This window comes from Bacillus sp. X1(2014) (assembly GCF_007678255.1).
In genome coordinates this window covers 68,138-87,811 of sequence record NZ_VEED01000004.1, presented here as the reverse complement: position 1 = coordinate 87,811, position 19,674 = coordinate 68,138, and the positions used below count along the sequence as shown (strand labels likewise).

Sequence of the window (19,674 nt, the reverse complement as noted above, 5' to 3'; positions counted from 1 at the left end):
CTATATTATTCATGCTAACAATTATGTTTTTGAACGATAGGTTTCATTTAGGCATTTCTGATAAAGATATAGACATTTTTCTTGGACCTTCAATTATGTTAATTTTCTTTTGGATTGCTTCTCCGGGCCTAAGGAAGCACTTCTTTGCACAATTCATTAGAGTCAAAGCTTTTGATAGAGTGGTATTGTTACCCGTTCTTTTAGCAATATTGTTGCTTTTTTTTGTGTATTCCTCTTTCTACTTTCCAGCATTATTTGATAAAGAGCCATTATCGGTTGGTAAAGCTCAATATTTAGGGCATCAAGAACTTACTACTGCTGGAGAGATTTTATTGTTAGGGATCATAGGACCTTTTAGTGAAGAATTTCTATTCCGCTTCATTCTTATTGTTTATTTGCCGTATCTAGCCCTCCATCATACGTTCATTAAAACGTCTCTCGTAACAAAAAAATATGTTAATAAAAGTATTTCTAAACCTCTTATATTCTTAGAAAATGTAGCGAATAAGGTTTACTACCGAGCATTTGAAATAAAAGATAAAAAACTAATAAGTGGCTGGGTGATACTGGTTTCATTTTTCTTTGCTATCGTCCATGGACCTGACCTTTATTCATTTCCGCTCTATTTCTTACCAGGGATACTCTTTAGCTTTGTCTATTTAAAGTACGGGTTTTTAGCAAGTTGGATATGTCATGGAACTGCCAATTCATTTTCAGGGATAGTTAATTCTATATTTATCTCCTTTCTTAATGGGCCATGAAAAGAGTGAAGCTACAAGAGTGTATGCCTATCTAAGTGGACATTTGAGAAGTGAGTTTTACAAGAGAGCATCCTTTAAATTTGGATGCTCTTCTTATGACGGTGCAAGTTAAACTATATTCCTAACCTGGAATAGGATTATATTACTGAGGATTTTATTGGGATATACAAGGTATAAATAGAGTTGAGGATCATATTAAAACATTTTTGATTTACTTAAAAAAGGTCTATACATTTTTCTTTTTTTTGTTTATACTGTATTATAACAACAGAAACAACAACGAACTGTATTAATAAAGGGGGAGTTAAAATGTTAATGAGTCCAGTTGAATTTTTCCGCAATTTGCCAAAAAAGGAATGTACTGAATGCGGGAAGCATATGCAAGAGCAAGCAGAAAGTTATTTGATGGATTGTGACCAATGTTTATCCAAAAAAGTAGAGTAAAGTTTGTTAACTCTCCAGCATTGCTGGGGGGTTTTTTACTTTCATAACAATAATTTACCGTTAAGTGAGTGAGAACTGAACTATTGAATTGAAGTAAAAAAGTACCCAGAGGAGAAGCGCTTATTTAAAAACGGGATTGCTGAGGCGATATCCTTTTTGTTCTTCAATTAATTGGTAGTTTAGTGGGGGAAGTAATCCGATTTTTATCGTCGGATTAAAATGGATGCCTTTTTTTATATGTTTTGTTCGCTGCGTATTTTATTGAGTAATACCTGGCACCCAGCTGAAACAAGTCGATAGGTTTCATCAAAATCACCTGTATAAAATGGATCAGGGACATCTTTTCTGTATTTAGTTAGGTCGAGCAGCCTAATGATCTTTGGATGATTAGGCTTGCCGGTTATCCTGTAAATATTTTTTATATTGCTCTTATCCATTCCGATAATATAGTCGAATTTCCAAAAGTCTTCTTTCTTTAGACGGCGTCCAACAAGCCCATTAGAAGAGATATTGTATTTCTTCAGAATATCAAGAGTTCCTTCGTGCGGAGGGAAGCCGATTTGCCATGAACTGGTTGCAGCGGAATCAACTGCGATTTTGTTTGTCAAATTTTCTTTTTTGACTAAGTTGCGAAACAAAGCTTCAGCCATTGGTGAACGGCAAATATTCCCTAGGCATACAAATAATACGTTGATCATGAGCTTAACCCCTTTAATTGATTTTATTTTTTCATTTTAATAGTCTTTTTTGAAATGAAGTATGTATTAACAAAATAGTGGATTGGACAGGTGTGTTATTTTGCACACCCTCAGGCAATGTACAGTGCCTTATTTTTTATTCGTAATCACAAAGTATGTACCAAACAGAAAAATGGAACGGCGCTAGTGCTATTTTTATAGACTGTTTCCCTGCATCAGAATTGCGATTAACTTCACTCAAGCTTAAGGGACCTTCCTTAAAATCTGACTTTGCTGGTGTTCCCGTCTGAATAAAAAATCTTTTCATACAAACAATATGTCTATATACGACCAGCACAGGAGGAATTCGCATGGTAAATATATGGGAAATGGTAATGGATGCCATAAAATCGACGACCATTCAAGATGAAGACCAGCCGCTTCATGTTGGGGAAGTAATGTCATGCTGGATTTACTTAGCAGGACTTGAATTAGCGAAAGTATCTGTTCAAGCAGGTATCAATACGACGACAGATGAAGAATTAAAAGCCATTCTTAAAGAAGATATGAAATTAGGAACCAGCCAAAGGGAGAGGCTCCATGAATTCATGATTAAGGAAGGAATTCCACTGCCTTCTGCACCTGAAGACATGCCAAATTCAGACCCTAACAGTATCCCTTTTGGAGTAAAATTAACGGATGATGTCATAGCAAACGAATTATCTTTAAAAATCGTCAGTTTAATTATGCGTGCAGCGGGTGCTGCCACCGAATCGATCCGTACAGATGTCGGTTTACTGTTTATTCAGTTTCAAACAGAGAAATTTGCTTTCGCAACTAGATTAAAACATTTAATGCGCAAACGTGGATGGATTAAAGTACCGCCTTTTTACGTTCCAAATGGTACCCAACAACCATAAAGCTAGAGTGGGCGTAGATATGTGCATGAAAAATTTATGAAATTGAAAAATGGATTTATAGTTATTTTTGAACATAGATGGGTATTTTCCAAGGAAAGATAAATCTGTGAATAATAAAAAAGACTATAAAGTTAATTTATTAAAATTATATGATGTACTTATAGATGAAATCAATTCAGCATTTCTTTTAGAGATAACTGGGAGATTTAGTTTACCAAAAAGAACTTTTTAAATATGAATTCTAAATTAAATAGATAAAAAAATATGCAAAAAACACGCTGAATTAATTAATTTAGCGTGTTTTTTCATTGGTAGCTGATTTCCGCGAAAGGCATGGAAATTCTAAAAAAACATTTATTAATCAAAGGTAAACACCCTGTTCTTTGGGATATTTAGATTTGCTAACACATAGTTTTTCAAAAATGAGGTTGCAATTCTTTTTATTTTGTCTTATAGTTAACCACATGGTTAACTATTTTAAAGGTAATCTTGATCAAGTGTATTCAGTTTTATCAGATTCGACTAGAAGAGCAATCATAGAGGAGCTATCCAGAGGAGAGAAAACAGTTAAAAAGTTGGCAGAACCTTTTGACATGTCTTTACCTGCCTTTTCAAAGCACATGAAGGTTCTTGAAAATGCCGGGTTAGTCTCTTTTAGGAAGGTGGGAAGATATAAATACTATTATCTTCACCAAGAAGCGTTTTATGATGCTACACAATGGCTAAATGATTTAAAGTCATTCTGGGAAAATCAGTTAACAAATTTAGAAAAATATTTATTAGCAGAAGAGGGTGGAAACAAAAATGATCACGATGAATAATGCTCATAATTTTACACTTCAGTTAAACAAAACGTACCCAGTCAAAAAAGAAAGAGTGTTTAATGCTTGGACAAAACCAGAAGAGCTGGAAAAGTGGTGGGGTCCTGAAGGAATGACAACTACGATTGATGAGATGAATGTCGAAGTGAACGGAAAGTATAAATTCAATATGCACGCTCCAAACGGAGCTACTCATGTTCTTACTGGGGAATATCTTGAAATCGTGTCAAATGAAAAATTAGTGTATACATGGAAATGGGAAAATGGAAATGATGATTTTCCTGCAACAAAAGTGACGATTGAATTTCTAGAAAAAGGCAATTCAACGGCGGTAGTCGTTACACATACTGAGCTTCCAAGTGAAGAAGAAGCAAAAAATCATAATCATGGATGGACAAGTTCATTAGAAAGCAGTTTGAAAGCTTATTTAGTTTAAATAAATCTAATATTAAAAAGGGGAATAATATCATGAACGAAAAAATGTTATTTGATCAATTTGAATTTGCTCGCAATGTTACATTAAAGGTGGTTCAGGGCATTACAGAAGAAAATGCAGACATAATCCCGAGTGGATATTCCAATTCTCTACGCTGGCAGTTAGGTCATATCTATGTTTCTGTTGAGGGAATTGTCTTTCATTTTGCAAACGAAACTCCAAACCTACCCGAAGGATATATGGAATTATTCAATACCGGAACAAATCCAACTGATTGGAAAACAATTCCACCGACAATTGAAGAAATTCTTCCATTACTATCTGAACAAGTAAAGCGTGTAAAAGAAACGTTTTCCGGACGACTTGATGAAAAAATTGCCCAACCCTTACCTATTGGTCCATTAAAACTGGAAACCATTGGCGAACTTCTTTCCTTCGCTTCCTTCCATGAGAGTGAACATATTGGGATTATCAAAAGCTTAAAAAATGCTCTAAAAGAGGAATAATAAAAAAATAACTTCTAAAAATTTTTAAAGCAGGATAACTATGGTTTCCTGCTTTTCTTAATTAATTGGAAAGGATGAGTATTATGGCAAAAGATTTTCACATGAATTATTCTTTCCCTGTGTCAGTTGAAAAATTATATGAAGTGGTATCCACCGGAGAAGGAGTCCGCAAATGGTGGACGCAATTTGCTAATATTGGGAGCGAAATTGGAAGTACGGCAGAATTTCGTTTTCCAAAGGCAGGCTTTTATGTGAGGGCAGAAATCTCAGCTTTGCATCCTAATAAGTTGGTTGAATGGAAAGTGTTTGACTCAATGCATCCAGAAGCAAGTGGATTCAGTAATTTAAGAGACTGGGAAGGAACCATCATTCGATTTGAGATGGAAGAAGTTTCGGAGGAAAATTCCATTTTAAAGTTTTCACATATAGGTTTAATAGAAGAACTAGAATGTTATCGGGTTTGTGAAAAAGGATGGACTTCATATTTATCTAGTTTACAGCAGCTACTTGTAAGCGGGGCAGGAAATCCTTATAAGGTTGATTCTGAAAATTAATAATTATCGAGGGTATCAAAAATAGTGATTAAGAAAGGTGGGATTAATATGCCAATGGTAAAACCAGATGAAGAGTCTAAAGCATTTTTCGTGTCAGTCATACCTATTGATCCTCGTATTAATATTAAACCAATGTTCGGGAACATTGCTAGTTTTTTAAATGGAAATATGTTTGCTGGTTTATTCGGATCAACTGTTTTCGTAAGACTTCCAGAGAAAGACCGACTTCAACTATTGGAAATAGAAGGGGCAGGTGAGTTTTCACCAATGCCAGGTAGACCTATGAAGGAGTATGTTGCCTTTCCGGAGAAATGGAGGCATGAGCCGGAGAAAATACAGGAATGGATCCAGCGGTCGTTGCAATGGGTAGAAACAATGCCAGAGAAAGTGTCTGTAAAGAAAAAGAAAAGGGAAATTTGATTTTAATATATATAAAGCTAGAGAATTGTAAAAAACAGTTGTAGTATGGCAACAGAAGTATCTAAAGTAAAATGAATCCTTATTAGTAATAAACTAATAAGGAAATATTAAATGCGTTGTACCATCGTATGTATAACGCATAATTTGTACTCTTTTTTTTAAAAATCATCGTTAGACCAGAGAACATTCTATTAATCGGAATCCGGTTGTTTTTCTAACCATCCATGTTTAACCATAATATTGTAAGAAAAAGCACCAGCCTCCATAGCGTGGGTAAATACTTTAGAATAGTCTACGAGTATATCAATCTTAAGCTGGAACATAATGAAGCACCATAGTAAATAAGGGCAGCATGGAATGTCCTGTCGCTCAGAGTTTGTAATAGCTAAGCTATATGCGGTTAAACCATGTATGGTCATAATATAGGAGTAAAAAAGTAAAGATTGGTCAGAAAAAAGACGGGGAGCATTAACATTCACGTCATTTTCTGTAAATCCTAATGGGATTGGGAAATTAGCACTTTTTAAGAATTCGGTGATTTTTGTAACATGTCTCTCAGCTAACTGTAATGCGATTTCCAGAATGGGTTTTATCTCTTTGTTTTCAACAATGTTAAGAAAATATTTGTAAACACAGATAGCCATACTATCACCGGTATATTGTATCCAAAGAGCAGATACTTCGGAAGCGGTTAGAGTGTTGGTTTTTGTTTTCCTAAAAATATCCAAAAGAAATACCTCCATTTTATTTTTCACAGATTATTTTATGGAATTGGTAATCCAGTTTTAAGTTAAGTCAGAGAAACTATGTATTTTTCCCCATTGTTCAATAAAAACCAATCATCTATATTTTTTTCATCCTTTCGGTTTCTTCCAGCTTTTACAATGATTAAGAAAAATATGAATTATGGCTAAAACAAGATTAATCGGTTTTTATTATATTAGAAGATTTTACTTTCGTTGATTCGCTAACATCATACACCAAAGGCTTATTGGTTATTTTTTAAGCAGTTTGGTGCAGTAAGAAAAGGGAAAAAGTGACCTATCGACGAATTGATAAAATTAGTAATTCATTGTCATATTTATTGGAGGTATTTATGAATCCTATACTAAATCAAATCGGGACAGTTTTTATTCCTGTACGTAATATTGAAGAGGCTCGTAATTGGTATTGTGACATACTTGGTTTAGCAGCAGAAGGCGAAATATTATTTGGTCATTTGTTTATAGTACCTATGAACGGGACAGGGATTGTATTAGATAGCAAAATTTTTTCAGTTGAAAATACATTCAAAGTCCCACTATTTCATTTCAATACTAATAATATAGAAAATGCTTACGAGTATATGAGGGAAAAGAATGTAGAAATAACAACAGGAATAGAGCATAACCAATGGTTTAATTTTAAAGACCCTGATGGCAATCATTTGATGGTGTGTAAGTGTTAAAACCTTCTTAAGCTAAACGGGGGCAAAAGTTGAAGAGGGGGGCTGTCATTTTGGCAGCTTTTCTTGTTCCACTAAATGGCAGTTTTGTTTAACAAACTCATTATCTTGTACTATCGGATAAAATCCAGGGAAAGCCACTGGCTCTCCCTTTATCATTAATTTTATCCTTCATACTAATCCAGTCGGAATTGGGTATGATTAAACAAATGTACTTTCTTGAATTTCAATTGAGCTGTTCATGAACATTTTCAGGTCGTCTTTTGTATTTGAAATGCCGCCTACACCAAAATTCTCAATTAAGAAGTTTGTAACGTTTGGTGATAAGAAAGCGGGTAATGTTGGTCCAACGTGAATATTTTTCACACCTAAGTAAAGCAAAGATAAGAAAACGATCACTGCTTTTTGCTCATACCATGCGATATTGTAAGATAAAGGTAATTCATTTACACTTTCTAGTCCAAATGCATCTTTCAGCTTCAATGCAGTCATGACTAGAGAGTAGGAATCGTTACATTGACCAGCATCAAGTACCCTTGGAATTCCGTTGATATCACCTAAATCCAGCTTATTGTATCGATATTTTGCACAACCGGCTGTTAAAATGATCGTATCTTTTGGAAGCTCTTCGGCAAACTCTTTATAATACGTTCTGCTCTTATGGCGGCCATCACAGCCTGCCATGACAAAGAATCGTTTTATATCACCGTTTTTCACCGCTTCTACCACCTGATCAGCTACTTGAGCCACTTGATTATGCGCAAATCCTCCAATAATTTCACCTGTTTCAATTTCTACTGGCGGCTGGCATTTCTTTGCATGTTCAATAATAACGGAGAAATCTTTTGAACCATCTTCATTTTTAGGAATATAGGTTACACCCTCAACAGCAGTTGCCCCAGTTGTATACATTCTTCCTTTATAAGATTCCTTTGGCGGTACTATACAGTTTGTTGTCATTAAAATCGGACCGTTAAAGCTTTCGAATTCACGAATTTGTTCCCACCATGCATTTCCGTAGTTACCGACAAAGTGATCATATTTTTTGAATGCTGGATAATAGTGCGCAGGAAGCATTTCACTATGTGTATACACATCTACTCCCGTGCCTTCCGTTTGTTTTAATAACGAGTCCATGTCTTTCAGGTCATGACCGCTCACCAGAATTCCCGGGTTTTGGCGTACCCCAATGTTTACTTTCGTCATTTCAGGATGACCATAGGTTGATGTATTAGCTGTATCTAAAAGCTCCATGGCATGAACGCCGTACTTTCCACATTCCATTGAAAGGTCAATCAATTGTTCCATACTTACTGAATCATCTGTGATCGTTGCAAGTGCTCTATGCATAAATGCATCTAGCTCTTCATTTTCATAGCTAAGATTTGCCGCATGTTCTAAATAGGCAGCCATTCCTTTCAAACCGTAAGTCACTAACTCTCTTAATGAACGAATATCTTCATCTTTTGTTGCTAAAATACTAACTTCTTGAGAGGCAGATTTCATTTCTAGCTGATGATCTGTTTCACCATACCAAGTGACAAAATCACTATTGTTGTCTAAAGTATACCCTGCATTTAGTATGGCCGCTTTAATTTCTTCCCGGAGCTTTAAGCCTTCTCTCACTGTATTAAAAAATTCACTTTTATCCCAATTGGCATTTGTAATCGTCATAAAAAGACCATTTACTATAAACTGATCTGTTTTCTTTTGATTAATCCCGATTACACGAGCCATTGTATTTACAATCGATACTCCCTTAATGGTGTAAATCAATAAATCTTGCATATTTGCTAAATCATCTTTTTTTCCACATACTCCAACAACGGTACAACCTGTTCCTTTTGAGGTTTCTTGACATTGAAAACAAAACATACTCATTTATAATTTCCTCCAGTGAATGAATTTATATTTCTATTTTTCTACAATAAAAGCTTTCTCTTATTTAGTGTATTGAATAAGTATCATAGGTAATTAACAATTTAATCAACTTGGTTACATCGTCATTATAAATTCATTGTTTTTAAATTTGGAGTTCTTTAGGAATCTGTTCATAAACAAGTCAAAAAGATTTGAACACTTCGTGACAAAAAGGAAAACTTGTAGAGGCATAAAAAAGAACGCCATTCCTTTCATCAGAAATTAAATAGGGCGTTCATATTTTATGAATATTGTTATGATTTTAATATTTCCATGAAAGCTTGAAATAATCGCTCCATTAAAATTGGATTGGATATTTACCAGAAATTCAAGGAATATAAACAAATTGCCTTTAATATACTTTTTATTTAGTATTTGTCCAAAACCAGGTAAAGCGATAGACCATAACAGTTTTTCAAACGCATTCTTATTCACATTTTTCTCATCCTAATTATCTCTGATTCCCTGGTGAAGAGTTAGAAAGTTTTTTTCTGTCCGTTGCTGTGAAGGGTTCTTCAAGCCACCCATGTTCAATCATCATATTTAGTCCATCATTGTTATACTTGCCGATCGCAGGAATGAACGCCATAAGCTCTACCGCTAAATCATGCTCATCATTTGTCCAAGGGCTGTTCCCATGTTGGTAAGTGCAACACTTCCTGCTACCGATCCATGATACAACATAAGTTTATCGGAAAATGGAGAGCTGGTTGAATCTGTTATATGTGCATCCACTAACTTGGGAGAGGGCAAGTCCTGATTTGTTAATGGTAAGGATAACCCTTTTATTTGTTTACCTGAGAGTTTTGCACCTTCTTGAAAGTATTTTCTAAGCTTCTCAGAAGAGGCAACCTGGCTAAAACCTAGCATTATGGCTTTACCTAACACATTTGTATTGATTAAATTATGCAACTGTTTTATTTCAGGGGCTGTAAGCGGTCTATCTCTTCCTGTTATAATTGAGATAAATGATTTTTCCTCAACAAAATCAACCTTTTTTGCATAAGGAATTGTTGGAGCACCTATGTCCATTCCTTTAGAAAGTAATAAATGGATTCCTCTTTCATAAGTTTCTCCTGAATCATTTAAATTGTTTCTAAAATAATTCATAATATCTTGTCTGGTCGCATTTCCATATGCACTACTGTATATTGTTAATGATACACTTGCCATTTGGGTAATATAAAAAACCATGAACATATCACTGAATAGGCGAGGTGCATCTTTTCGAACATCCTGTTCTCCGTAACCGACAGGTATAGGTATATTTTCTATTGTAAAAATATCACTTATTTGCTGAACATGTCTTCTAGAAAGTGCAATTGCAAATTCTACATAATCTTTAACCTCCTCATCTTCCACGACTTGCAGAAAATGTTCAAACACACAAGTAAACATGGAGTCTCCAAGAAAATTTGCAAACAAATCTGCTAACTCGGATGATGTTAAATGTTTATTTTGCTGATGCTCAGCAATTTGGTCCTCCGAAAAGGAATTTTTATCCATTATGTATTACTCCTCTGTGTTTGTTATTTCACTTTCTAGGTTGGTGTTAAAGGGATATGTTTATTAGCGCTGTTGATTGTGAGTAATATTAACTAAAAAATGAATAGAATCAGGGTTTTCATGGGTTCTACCAAAGATGATCATTTAACTGCTTCTAATATAGTTTTTACCTCAAGAGTGTTGTTTATCCGAATATTTGTAAATCAAAGGGATTTTGATATCGGAATAGGAAGATTTTGAACATTGAGGGGGCATAGATTGATAAATAGTATTCAGACCGCAAAATTATTAGTAAAATTTATAAGTAGGTGTGAAGAATTAAAAGGGAGGAAGTGTAAAACGATGGATTTAGAAACGGTTATGCAGGAACTGGAAGCACTCGGCAAGGAACGAACGAAGAAGACATACATAAGTAATGGTGCACACGAACCGCTTTTTGGAGTGGCGACAGGTGCAATGAAGCCGATTGCAAAGAAAATCAAGAAAAATCAACCTTTAGCCGAGCAGCTTTACGCTACCGGGAACTACGATGCCATGTATTTTGCAGGTATCATTGCGGACCCCATGATCATGACGGAGGCAGATTTTGAGCGGTGGATAGATGGGGCATATTTTTATATGATTTCTGATTATGTGGTTGCCGTAACGTTGGCTGAAACCGATATTGCGCAAGATGTGGCTGATAAATGGATCGTAAGCGGTAATGAACTTAAAATGTCTGCAGGTTGGAGCTGCTACTGTTGGCTTTTAGGGAATCGTCCAGACAGTGAATTCAGCGAAAGCAAGATTGCCAGTATGCTTGATCAGGTGAAAAATACGATTCATGATTCTCCGGATCGAACGAAATCCGCCATGAATAATTTTATCTATACCGTCGGGATTTCGTTTGTGCCGCTCCATGATAAGGCGGTTGAAACGGCAAAGGAAGTGGGACCAGTAGAAATCAAACGGGACAAGAAAAAAAGCAGTATTCTGCTTGCTTCCGAAAATATTCAAAAGGAAATTGAAAGAGGAAAACTTGGTTTCAAGCGTAAATATGTAAGATGTTAGCATAGCTTATGGAGAGTGGCTTAGTAATTACATTACTGAGCCATTTTTTTTTTTGCAAAATTCGATATAAATTAGAATGCATTTTCGAATACACGACAAATTATTCATTCTGTCATGGGACTTTTTAATTAAAAGCGTGGAAGATGAGGATTTTTGCAAGATTAAGCAGGATTTTTAATTTTTATAAAAGAATATATACTATACAATTCAAATTCATTGGTTCATGGAAGTTGATTTGTCAGATTTTTTAAAAAACTGTGTGAAAAGCTCATGTAGAATGTTGTTTTCATATTGCTAATAGTCGCTGATAAAAAAAGACAAACCATATTATTCATCCATTCTATTAAGGTATGAAAGAGGGTATTCGATATGATTGAAAATTTCTTTGCTGACTATAAAAACTATATTGTCGTACCGGAAGATGAAAAGGCTGGTAATGAAGTATTTGATCCTAAAAATTTTGAAGCATATTATATATTAACACTGTCCATTTTTGATTCTCGTTTATCGATATGGAAGGATGCAAGTAAATTTGAAATAGATGTAGAAAAAAGTATTAAAATAGTCCTGAGTGATTTCAATCAAAGGCAGCACAAGAAGTACCATCTTCAATTACTGGAATTTGATCGGTATAAAAACTATTTTATCTTGGCTCTTTCAGCCAAAACAAAATTTAATCCAGGGGAAGAAAAAGACCGAATCACGTATATCATTGATAATATCCTCACGAATCCTTTTTATGTTGGACAAGGATGGTTTAACTTAATTGGTGAAAAAGGGAAAGTTGCACGAAAGCTATTTTGCTGCTCCTTTAAGGAATATGTTGCGGAGGACCGAAACCATTCAAAAAAGGAAGAGAAATATGAAAACGTTAGTGAATTCATTCCTAAGAATGGAGAGATGAAGCTAATCAAAAGCCTCTAAAAAGTGATAGTTTGGAAGACTTCTCAAAACAGGAGGAGTAATCATTTTTTCAAATAATTTACCTATTTTTGGGCATCCTCTTGGTGAGGATGTTTTTTGCTAACCAAAAGGGGTGAAGGTGTTTGAAATGCCCGCAATGTGTTTATTCCAATCCAGATGGAGTGAAGTTCTGCTTAAGCTGCGGCGAAAAGTTTTTTAAAGATAACGGACAAGAGGATGAAAATAGTTATTTCTATGAGTTTGCCCATTATGTTGATATGGTTCCAAAAATTGAACGAACGATCGAGCCGAAATTCCAAAATGTATTTTCGCGTGTTTTTCGGAATCATAGTGAACTGGAGGCCGAACGGCTGTTTATCGTGGGTACGGCACTAACGACACCCAAAATTACGGAAGTGAAAGATACATGGCCGAAGCCATGGCTTTTTGCAAGGGTGTTTATCATTGCGCTCCTTGCCTTCGCAGGATTTTACATGGGTGTGACCTATTTTGGAAATGTCAACTTCTTACCTGGACTTATTATCGTTGGAGCATTTGCTGTTCCGTTTACAACGTTGATCTTCTTCTGGGAGATGAATGCACCGCAAAATATTGCCTTTTATCGAGTGATTTATGTTGTGTTGATCGGCGGTGTTCTCTCCATGTTGGTCGCACTTGTGTTTTTTAATATTTTAAAAAACAATATCAATCCGATTACGATTGGAATTGCGGAAGAGCTGGCCAAAGCTATAACGGTCATTACGTTTGTTCGGTACCGAAAATACAGATATATTCTAAACGGCCTTCTCATTGGAGCTGCTGTCGGTGCAGGATTTGCCGCGTTTGAAACCGCGGGGTATGCTCTAAGGGCACTGCTTTCTGGGGATGGTGCAAATCTCTACAATACGATCCTATGGCGTGGAATTTTTGCACCCGGCGGGCATATAGCCTGGGCCGCGTTGACAGGAGCTGCATTCTGTAGAGTACAAGGGGATCATCCATTTAACCTTAACATGCTCTTCCGGTTTAGATTTTTACGTGTCTTTGCCTTGGTGGTCTTGATGCATGCTTTGTGGGACACACCGATAAAAGGTATGTTCCCGTTCGGACAGATTTTTTTAATGCTAGCTTCATGGGTAGTAGTATTCCTGCTTATCCGTGCTGGTCTAAAGGAGATCGGAGAAAGAAAAATAACCGTTTAAGAAGCAGAAGAGAGTTCTTCTGTTTCTTTTTTTCGTGCTGTTTTCGCAAACAAGTGCCTGGGGAAAATGTCAGTAATACCGGTTTTACGGACAAACTTGTCGAGCGCTTTGATTTTCGTGAAGGAATGAAAATTCATAGGCGGAGAATTTCCGGTTAATGTATATAGGTGAAGCTTAAGAAGCAGATATAAGCGGAGAAATTCCGATTAACTGCTCTAGATAAGACAAAATCCAACGATTTGAATCATATAAACGGAAAAACTTCCTTTACTTTTAAGGAAATATGGGAATTTCCTAATTTAAGCGGAATTTTTCCGTTTATTTTCAAACACAGTGAAACCAAAATTCAGGTATAACAGACCCTTAACATTAGCATACCTCTACAGAGACCAAAAGACCTATTTTAGATAGGAATAACGAACCAAAAATTTCCTATCATATTGACAGCACCACTGGCAAATTTTATATTAATACTCAAGATGAGTATTCAGAATTAACAGACACCTGTTTGAAATAGAAACCGATTTCTATCCTACGAAAGACACCACGAATCCCAACTCCCAATCCATTCAAACAGTACTAACTCAACTAAGAGTAAATTTTTTTCTATTTTATAGAAACCGGTTTCTATATTACAACTATTTGGGAGGTGATCCAAACCGAAACTGTCTCAATCTAGCAAAATAGTAAAAGGGGATGATAAAATGACAAAAGCTCATATTAAGCAAATGGCTAAAAAGGTATTCACATACGGTTCGGCTACTGCCCTTACCCTTAGTCTGCTTGCACCTGCAGCAGCACCTAAGGTATCAGCTGCTGAAGTTACTCCATCAAGCACAATCACAGAAATGGTGAAATTAGATCCAAGTTATCAACAAGCACCTTTTGATGGGTGGGGAACAGCGCTTGTTTGGTTTGCCAATATTACAGGCGGCTGGCCGGATGAAATCAAAAACCAATTAGCCGATGCCCTCTTTGGCGAGGATGGACTTAATTTTAATATTGCTCGTTATAATATCGGCGGTGGTGATTCGCCAGAAACCACTCCATACATGCGTCTAGGCGGAGCAGTCCCAGGATATTGGAATCGGCCGGCCGAATTTGGACCGCCAAATGGAAACACAGAAGGCTGGACAGAGCCGGCGAATTGGTGGAACCCAACGATTCCCAACCACTGGAACTGGAACGCGGATGCCAACCAACGCTGGTGGCTGACGGCAGCTAAGTCAAGAGGAGCAGATACGTTTGAAGCCTTTTCGAACTCGGCGCCATACTTTATGACGCAAAGTGGATATGTATCCGGGAACTGGGATTCAAATAGGGATAACCTGAAGCCTGATCAATACACTAATTTTGCCAGCTATTTAACAGCAGTTGTCGACCATCTGCAGAAAGATACTGGCATTCAATTTAAAACGCTTTCACCGGTAAATGAACCAAATACGAACTACTGGGGTGCCAAGGGCAGACAAGAAGGATCACACTGGAACCCGGAATCACAAGCGAAAATGATCAATGAAGTGAAAAAACAATTGACCGAAAAAGGCTTGGATACCGCTGTCTCGGCAATGGACGAGACGAATCCTGGAAAATTCCGAACCAATTGGGATGCGTATAATACCGAAACCCGCAGTAATATTGAGCAGTTGAATGTACATACTTACGGGACAGGTGAAAGAACTGGTGCTAGAGATATTGCCAAAGCTTCAGGAAAAAAACTGTGGATGTCAGAGGTTGACCTAAGTGTCGGCGGCCAGAATCATGAGGACATCAATCCGGGCCTTGAAATATCGAAACGAATCAGAGAAGATATCCAGCAACTCGAACCAGAAGCATGGGTGATGTGGCAGGCAGTTGAAGATGAGGTAAACATGAGGCCTGAGCATGAAAATGGCAACTGGGGTCTAATTCAAGTTGATTTTGCAGCAGATGATTTTAACAATTTTAAAATCTACAAAAATAAAAAATACTACTCCGTTGGTAACTATAGTAAATTTATTCGCCCTGGCGATCATTTTATCAACTCAAACAACAATAATACGTTGGCAGCAATTGATTCTGAAGATGACTCTGTTGTCGTTGTTTATACCAATTCATCCAAGGATCAAAAGGCAGTGGACATCGACTTATCTGGATTTGAAACAGTAGATGAGTCAGCAACAGCAACTCCGTATGTCACATCTGCCACTGATAATTTGCAGAAAAAAGATAACATCAAGGTAGAGGATGAAAAATTAGCAGCGGTGGTTCCGGCACAATCGATTACAACATTTGTTGTGTCCGGTGTATCAGGAGTTAACGAGGAAGCTGGATTCTTAAAAAATCAAGATCACTATAAAATTAGCAATAAAAATAGTGGTAAGGTCTTGGATAGCACAGAGGAAGGCAAGATTGTGCAAAAAACCTATGACCGTGATAAGGCGAGCCAGCAGTGGAGTCTTCAAAAAGTGACGAATGGATACAGTTCAAAGGAAGAGTATAAAATCGTTGATAACAGCGGCAAGGTGATTGGTGTTGAAAATGGGAACGCAGTGGTACAAACCGATCAAAACACAGAAAGCCAAAAGTGGATGCTATCCACCTTCGGAAATCAACAATATACGTTCATTAACGCAGCAAGCGGTCAGCTCCTCGAAGTTGGCGGTGGTTCAACAAGTGAAAATGCTGGAGTGGGTGTTTGGTCAGCCAATGCTGGAAATAATCAGAGTTGGAAAATCGAACAGGCCGGAATTGTGGATATAGAGCCAGCTAATGTGGTTGTAACGAAGAAAAAAATCGCACCGGAAATGCCTCAGGAAGTTACAACGATTTACGGAGACGGTGAAAAAGTACAAAAAGCCGTCCAATGGGAAGCGATTGACCCTGATCAGTATGACAGGGAAACCACATTTACCGTGAACGGCACGGTCGAAGGAACGAGCATTCCAGCTGTGGCAAAGGTAACGGTTAGTAATGTGGAAAGTGTGGAACCGATTAAGGTGAAAACGGTTCCAGGTAAAGAGCCGGTACTACCGGAATTTGTACCTGCTAAACTTGAAAACGGTTCGGAAGGAAACGTACGAGTGAAGTGGGAAGCGATTGACCCAAGTAAGTATGAAGAACTTGGTAAATTTATAGTAAAAGGATCTATTCCGTATAGTCCGGTTAGAGTAACGGCCAATGTGCAAGTGACCAAACCGGCATTGCAGAACATCGCGTTAAACCTTCCTAATTCTGGGCAGGAGTTTCCAAAGGTATCAGCTTCCTTTACCGGACAATATGATAAAACAACCAATGTCAACAATGGGGAAATCTCTTCGGAGCGCTGGACGAATTGGGATCCCAACAGCTGGAGGTCAGAAGATTGGGTAGCCATCGATTTTGGCCGTGAAGATACGATATCTAAGATCGATTTCCATTTTTATGATGATGGCGGCGGTACGAGACCACCAGAATCTCTAAATCTTGAATATTGGAATGGAACCGATTGGAAGGGTATTGAAGGAACCCAAGTAGATGTGAATGCAACAAAAGACTTAACGGTGAAGTTTGACCCAGTTACCACATCGAAGATCCGAGTAGTGATGACGGCGATGCCAAAAACATGCATTGCCATTTCAGAAATTGAAGTGTTTGGAAACGGAGATGTTACCAAGGCTGACCCAAGCATTGGTGAGGATGCAACGCTTGAGAGCATCTTAATCAATGGAAAGCCGTTAATGGATTTCCAAACTGAACAATTGACGTATAAGGTAAAGGAAAAAGCAGCGAAAGATCCTGTAGTAACAGCGGTCACTACTGACTTATTTGCCTCCTATCAAGTAACTGAAGAAGAGGAAACTGCGGTGATCACAGTAAAATCGGAGGATGGCCTCCAGTCGGAAACCTATACCGTGAAATTTAGATAATCCACTAGATCATAGTTGAGGATGATAACGTCCTCAACTATGACTTTTTTTATCACCTTTATTTCCCCGTAGCCTCTTTCAACTGTTCGACTACCATTTTTCTAATAAAATAGATTACAATTGAAAGAAAGATACTTAGGTTACTTTTTTTAAAAAGAAGGGAGAGTTTCCTTTGGACAAAAAAACGTTTACCATCTACGATATTGCCGAAGCGACAAACGTATCCCCCGCGACGGTGTCCCGTGTTTTAAATGGCAATTATCCCGTCAGCAAAAAAACAAAAGAAAAAGTACTAGCGAAAATACAGGAATATAATTTCCAACCAAACAGTATTGCGAGAAGTTTGTCCAAAAAAGAAACGAAGATGATCGGATTGATCTTGCCAGATATCACAAATCCATTCTTCTCAAGCTTCTGCATTGAGTTGGAAAAATACGCGCAAAAAAAGGGCTATACGATTTTCCTATGTAATTCTATGAATGATAGTGCAATGGAGTCGGTTTATCTAAAGGTTCTCTCAGAACGCCAGGTCGAAGGCATCATCATGATGGGCGGCCGTATTAACAAATCGGTAACGGAAGCAGAAGAGGCGGCAGAAGTTCTCGAAGTGATGAATAAGATTCCTGTGTTGATGGTCAATGGAGAGATGGCGGGAGTCGATTGTTTTCAAGTCAAATCCGATGAGCGGTTGGGTATGAAACTAATTGTGGATCATCTTGTCGAAATGGGGCACAAAAACATTGGCTTGCTAGGTGGAAAGCAGGGAATAACTTCAACCGATATAAAAGTAGTGGGATTCAAACAAAACCTGCTGGAGAATGGTCTGATTTACCATCCTGAATGGCATATTTATAGTGGTTTTTCGGTAGGCAGTGGACAAATAGCGATGGAAAAGCTGCTGGAAAACAAGGAGCTGCCTACGGCAATTGTTTGTATGAATGATATGATAGCCTCCGGAGCGCTGGTTGCATGCAATCAGCAAAAGATCGATCCGATGAAATTTGCCTTTGTTGGCTATGATGATTCGTTTGTCGCCGATATTTTGACACCGAGTTTAACTTCGATTAACCACAATTACGAAGAACTTGGGCAGGCTGCACTCGATTTAATAATTAATGCAAAAAATGAGCAAGAACCTGAAAAATCAAAGGAAGTAACAATTGTACCCTATCTCACAAAAAGGAACTCAACTGCACTAAACTAGGACCTAAGGGGGTCCTTTTTCTTTATAAAACCAATAAAATAAACGCAGGCGGTGGATCCTGCGGTCATCATTGATTAGATTTAAACAAGTTTAGAAACCGATGATAGGGGCATTTGGACAATGACGAATCATCATCCCGAAGAAAATATTGCCGCCACTCAAAATTATCCTCAGCTCCATAGCTGTTTAGGTCAGGATGGATAGGAGCGGTATCATAGGCTGCCAGCCTTTTTCTAACTTGTTGTTTAATCCCATTTGCGAAATTGGGTGATTTGTTAAATTCCTGGAGAACCCAACGCGGGGTAATGGCAAGCATCATTTCATCAAAATGCCTGCTTTTTCGATTCTTATGGGCGGGTGTTGCACAGTACATAAAGTATTTCTCCCCATTATAGCAAAACTCCCAGACAGGATGATGGGGGTCCATTGGTATATCCACTGGCCAATCAAATCTGTCGATTCTGGCCAAGCCGCTTAGATGTTTCCAAAATAGCTGTTCATAATCTTCAACCGTAAACGCTGCCTTCATGTCCTCGGGGGTTTCATAAAAAACAATCAGTGATGTGTATGATCCGATTTCCCTTGAAATTTTTGAATACTCGCTCAATGCTTCCGCAAGTTCATATATTGTCGAAGTTTCCCTGGGCTCACCGATAAAGCTGTACCGCAAATGGTTCTGAGAAAATCCTATCGTTGCAGGGATGCAGGGAAAGGGTTTTTCTTTGTCACTCATTTTAGTGGAGAATTTCTCTATAGCTTTCTTTTCCCATTCCTTTAATTGGACCCTGCCTAAGGGATCATCTATATAAAGTCCTTTCACGATTGACACCTCCATACTGCAGTATATTCATACGTACAAGAGTGGGGAGATGTCCTGATTTAAATGGGCAAACCGCTAAATTCTCAGGAATATCACTTGGTATCAGAGTTTATAGGGGCCATGGCGTTTTCCGATTGTTCATGAAAAAAGCATGCATCAATTGCTGATCAAAGAATAGATGTTAGAGATGGGGCCAATA

The 19,674-nt window shown here is 37.5% G+C and carries 20 protein-coding genes; 14 read left to right on the top strand and 6 right to left on the bottom strand.

The features are described 5' to 3' along the window. The first annotated feature begins 95 nt into the window (after positions 1–95). Together FS608_RS10200 and yhfH are read left to right on the top strand one after the other, a co-directional pair. A complete protein-coding gene (locus FS608_RS10200; protein ID WP_222127331.1) occupies positions 96–761 on the top strand; it encodes a CPBP family intramembrane glutamic endopeptidase in 666 nt (221 codons plus the stop codon). A gap of 309 nt (positions 762–1,070) precedes the next feature. Continuing rightward, the gene (gene yhfH, locus FS608_RS10195) at positions 1,071–1,205 is read left to right on the top strand and encodes a protein YhfH (protein WP_144549592.1); all 135 of its coding nucleotides are present in this window, start codon (positions 1,071–1,073) and stop codon (positions 1,203–1,205) included. A 233-nt stretch (positions 1,206–1,438) separates the two neighbouring features. Here yhfH and FS608_RS10190 read toward each other — a convergent pair whose 3' ends face one another. Further along, positions 1,439–1,903, bottom strand: coding sequence for a low molecular weight protein-tyrosine-phosphatase (locus tag FS608_RS10190; protein WP_144549590.1), 465 nt, complete (start codon positions 1,901–1,903; stop codon positions 1,439–1,441). 350 nt (positions 1,904–2,253) lie between these two features. Here FS608_RS10190 and FS608_RS10185 point away from each other — a divergent pair, with 350 nt between their 5' ends. The 6 genes from FS608_RS10185 to FS608_RS10160 all read left to right on the top strand — a co-directional run bounded on the left by FS608_RS10185 (position 2,254) and on the right by FS608_RS10160 (position 5,539). Further along, positions 2,254–2,802, top strand: a complete 549-nt coding sequence (locus tag FS608_RS10185; RefSeq protein ID WP_144549588.1) for a DUF3231 family protein — start codon at positions 2,254–2,256, stop codon at positions 2,800–2,802. Between the two features lie 464 nt (positions 2,803–3,266). Then, positions 3,267–3,623: an ArsR/SmtB family transcription factor gene (locus FS608_RS10180; protein ID WP_144549586.1), complete on the top strand. Its 357-nt coding sequence runs from the start codon at positions 3,267–3,269 to the stop codon at positions 3,621–3,623. Beyond that, positions 3,607–4,059 (top strand): SRPBCC family protein, encoded by a 453-nt coding sequence (locus tag FS608_RS10175; RefSeq protein ID WP_144549584.1) that lies wholly within the window; start codon positions 3,607–3,609, stop codon positions 4,057–4,059. Before FS608_RS10180 ends, FS608_RS10175 begins: the two co-directional genes overlap by 17 nt. Before the next feature lie 32 nt (positions 4,060–4,091). Beyond that, a complete protein-coding gene (locus FS608_RS10170) occupies positions 4,092–4,565 on the top strand; it encodes a DinB family protein (protein WP_144549582.1) in 474 nt (157 codons plus the stop codon). Between the two features lie 83 nt (positions 4,566–4,648). Then, positions 4,649–5,119: an SRPBCC domain-containing protein gene (locus FS608_RS10165; protein WP_186328673.1), complete on the top strand. Its 471-nt coding sequence runs from the start codon at positions 4,649–4,651 to the stop codon at positions 5,117–5,119. A gap of 48 nt (positions 5,120–5,167) precedes the next feature. Further along, the gene (locus tag FS608_RS10160; protein ID WP_144549578.1) at positions 5,168–5,539 is read left to right on the top strand and encodes a TfoX/Sxy family protein; all 372 of its coding nucleotides are present in this window, start codon (positions 5,168–5,170) and stop codon (positions 5,537–5,539) included. A gap of 191 nt (positions 5,540–5,730) precedes the next feature. Here the strand turns inward: FS608_RS10160 and FS608_RS10155 are convergent, their stop codons facing one another. Continuing rightward, entirely contained in the window at positions 5,731–6,267 is a 537-nt protein-coding gene (locus FS608_RS10155) for a DUF3231 family protein (protein ID WP_260871640.1), read from the bottom strand. 368 nt (positions 6,268–6,635) lie between these two features. Here FS608_RS10155 and FS608_RS10150 point away from each other — a divergent pair, with 368 nt between their 5' ends. Next, a complete protein-coding gene (locus FS608_RS10150) occupies positions 6,636–6,986 on the top strand; it encodes a VOC family protein (RefSeq protein ID WP_144549576.1) in 351 nt (116 codons plus the stop codon). A 198-nt stretch (positions 6,987–7,184) separates the two neighbouring features. Here FS608_RS10150 and hcp read toward each other — a convergent pair whose 3' ends face one another. From hcp to FS608_RS10135, 3 genes are all read right to left on the bottom strand, one after another. Further along, on the bottom strand, positions 7,185–8,858 hold the full coding sequence (hcp, locus tag FS608_RS10145; RefSeq protein ID WP_395947774.1) for a hydroxylamine reductase: 1,674 nt from the start codon (positions 8,856–8,858) through the stop codon (positions 7,185–7,187). Positions 8,859–9,354: 496 nt separating this feature from the next. Continuing rightward, entirely contained in the window at positions 9,355–9,492 is a 138-nt protein-coding gene (locus FS608_RS31210; protein ID WP_260871639.1) for a DUF3231 family protein, read from the bottom strand. A gap of 11 nt (positions 9,493–9,503) precedes the next feature. Next, a complete protein-coding gene (locus FS608_RS10135) occupies positions 9,504–10,409 on the bottom strand; it encodes a DUF3231 family protein (protein WP_260871638.1) in 906 nt (301 codons plus the stop codon). Between the two features lie 342 nt (positions 10,410–10,751). On the opposite strand from FS608_RS10135, the gene FS608_RS10130 reads away from it, so the two are divergent. The 5 genes from FS608_RS10130 to FS608_RS10110 all read left to right on the top strand — a co-directional run bounded on the left by FS608_RS10130 (position 10,752) and on the right by FS608_RS10110 (position 18,655). Continuing rightward, on the top strand, positions 10,752–11,459 hold the full coding sequence (locus FS608_RS10130) for a DNA alkylation repair protein (protein ID WP_144549569.1): 708 nt from the start codon (positions 10,752–10,754) through the stop codon (positions 11,457–11,459). A 369-nt stretch (positions 11,460–11,828) separates the two neighbouring features. Continuing rightward, positions 11,829–12,383 carry a hypothetical protein gene (locus FS608_RS10125; protein ID WP_144549567.1) on the top strand — a complete coding sequence of 185 codons (555 nt, stop codon included), beginning with the start codon at positions 11,829–11,831 and terminating at the stop codon, positions 12,381–12,383. 122 nt (positions 12,384–12,505) lie between these two features. Then, positions 12,506–13,564, top strand: a complete 1,059-nt coding sequence (locus FS608_RS10120) for a PrsW family intramembrane metalloprotease (RefSeq protein ID WP_144549565.1) — start codon at positions 12,506–12,508, stop codon at positions 13,562–13,564. A 704-nt stretch (positions 13,565–14,268) separates the two neighbouring features. After that, positions 14,269–17,451 carry a glycoside hydrolase gene (locus FS608_RS10115; protein WP_144549562.1) on the top strand — a complete coding sequence of 1,061 codons (3,183 nt, stop codon included), beginning with the start codon at positions 14,269–14,271 and terminating at the stop codon, positions 17,449–17,451. A gap of 172 nt (positions 17,452–17,623) precedes the next feature. Further along, positions 17,624–18,655, top strand: coding sequence for a LacI family DNA-binding transcriptional regulator (locus tag FS608_RS10110; protein WP_144549560.1), 1,032 nt, complete (start codon positions 17,624–17,626; stop codon positions 18,653–18,655). 67 nt (positions 18,656–18,722) lie between these two features. Here FS608_RS10110 and FS608_RS10105 read toward each other — a convergent pair whose 3' ends face one another. Further along, on the bottom strand, positions 18,723–19,490 hold the full coding sequence (locus FS608_RS10105) for a YqcI/YcgG family protein (protein WP_144549558.1): 768 nt from the start codon (positions 19,488–19,490) through the stop codon (positions 18,723–18,725). Positions 19,491–19,674: the final 184 nt, after the last annotated feature.

Bases quoted from the DNA above. Each gene is read 5' to 3' on its own strand.
- FS608_RS10200 (WP_222127331.1), top strand. From the start codon at position 96: ATGTTAATTTTCTTTTGGATTGCTTCTCCGGGCCTAAGGAAGCACTTC.
- yhfH (WP_144549592.1), top strand. From the start codon at position 1,071: ATGTTAATGAGTCCAGTTGAATTTTTCCGCAATTTGCCAAAAAAGGAA.
- FS608_RS10190 (WP_144549590.1), bottom strand. From the start codon at position 1,903: ATGATCAACGTATTATTTGTATGCCTAGGGAATATTTGCCGTTCACCA.
- FS608_RS10185 (WP_144549588.1), top strand. From the start codon at position 2,254: ATGGTAAATATATGGGAAATGGTAATGGATGCCATAAAATCGACGACC.
- FS608_RS10180 (WP_144549586.1), top strand. From the start codon at position 3,267: ATGGTTAACTATTTTAAAGGTAATCTTGATCAAGTGTATTCAGTTTTA.
- FS608_RS10175 (WP_144549584.1), top strand. From the start codon at position 3,607: ATGATCACGATGAATAATGCTCATAATTTTACACTTCAGTTAAACAAA.
- FS608_RS10170 (WP_144549582.1), top strand. From the start codon at position 4,092: ATGAACGAAAAAATGTTATTTGATCAATTTGAATTTGCTCGCAATGTT.
- FS608_RS10165 (WP_186328673.1), top strand. From the start codon at position 4,649: ATGGCAAAAGATTTTCACATGAATTATTCTTTCCCTGTGTCAGTTGAA.
- FS608_RS10160 (WP_144549578.1), top strand. From the start codon at position 5,168: ATGCCAATGGTAAAACCAGATGAAGAGTCTAAAGCATTTTTCGTGTCA.
- FS608_RS10150 (WP_144549576.1), top strand. From the start codon at position 6,636: ATGAATCCTATACTAAATCAAATCGGGACAGTTTTTATTCCTGTACGT.
- hcp (WP_395947774.1), bottom strand. From the start codon at position 8,858: ATGTTTTGTTTTCAATGTCAAGAAACCTCAAAAGGAACAGGTTGTACC.
- FS608_RS31210 (WP_260871639.1), bottom strand. From the start codon at position 9,492: ATGGCGTTCATTCCTGCGATCGGCAAGTATAACAATGATGGACTAAAT.
- FS608_RS10135 (WP_260871638.1), bottom strand. From the start codon at position 10,409: ATGGATAAAAATTCCTTTTCGGAGGACCAAATTGCTGAGCATCAGCAA.
- FS608_RS10130 (WP_144549569.1), top strand. From the start codon at position 10,752: ATGGATTTAGAAACGGTTATGCAGGAACTGGAAGCACTCGGCAAGGAA.
- FS608_RS10125 (WP_144549567.1), top strand. From the start codon at position 11,829: ATGATTGAAAATTTCTTTGCTGACTATAAAAACTATATTGTCGTACCG.
- FS608_RS10115 (WP_144549562.1), top strand. From the start codon at position 14,269: ATGACAAAAGCTCATATTAAGCAAATGGCTAAAAAGGTATTCACATAC.
- FS608_RS10105 (WP_144549558.1), bottom strand. From the start codon at position 19,490: ATGGAGGTGTCAATCGTGAAAGGACTTTATATAGATGATCCCTTAGGC.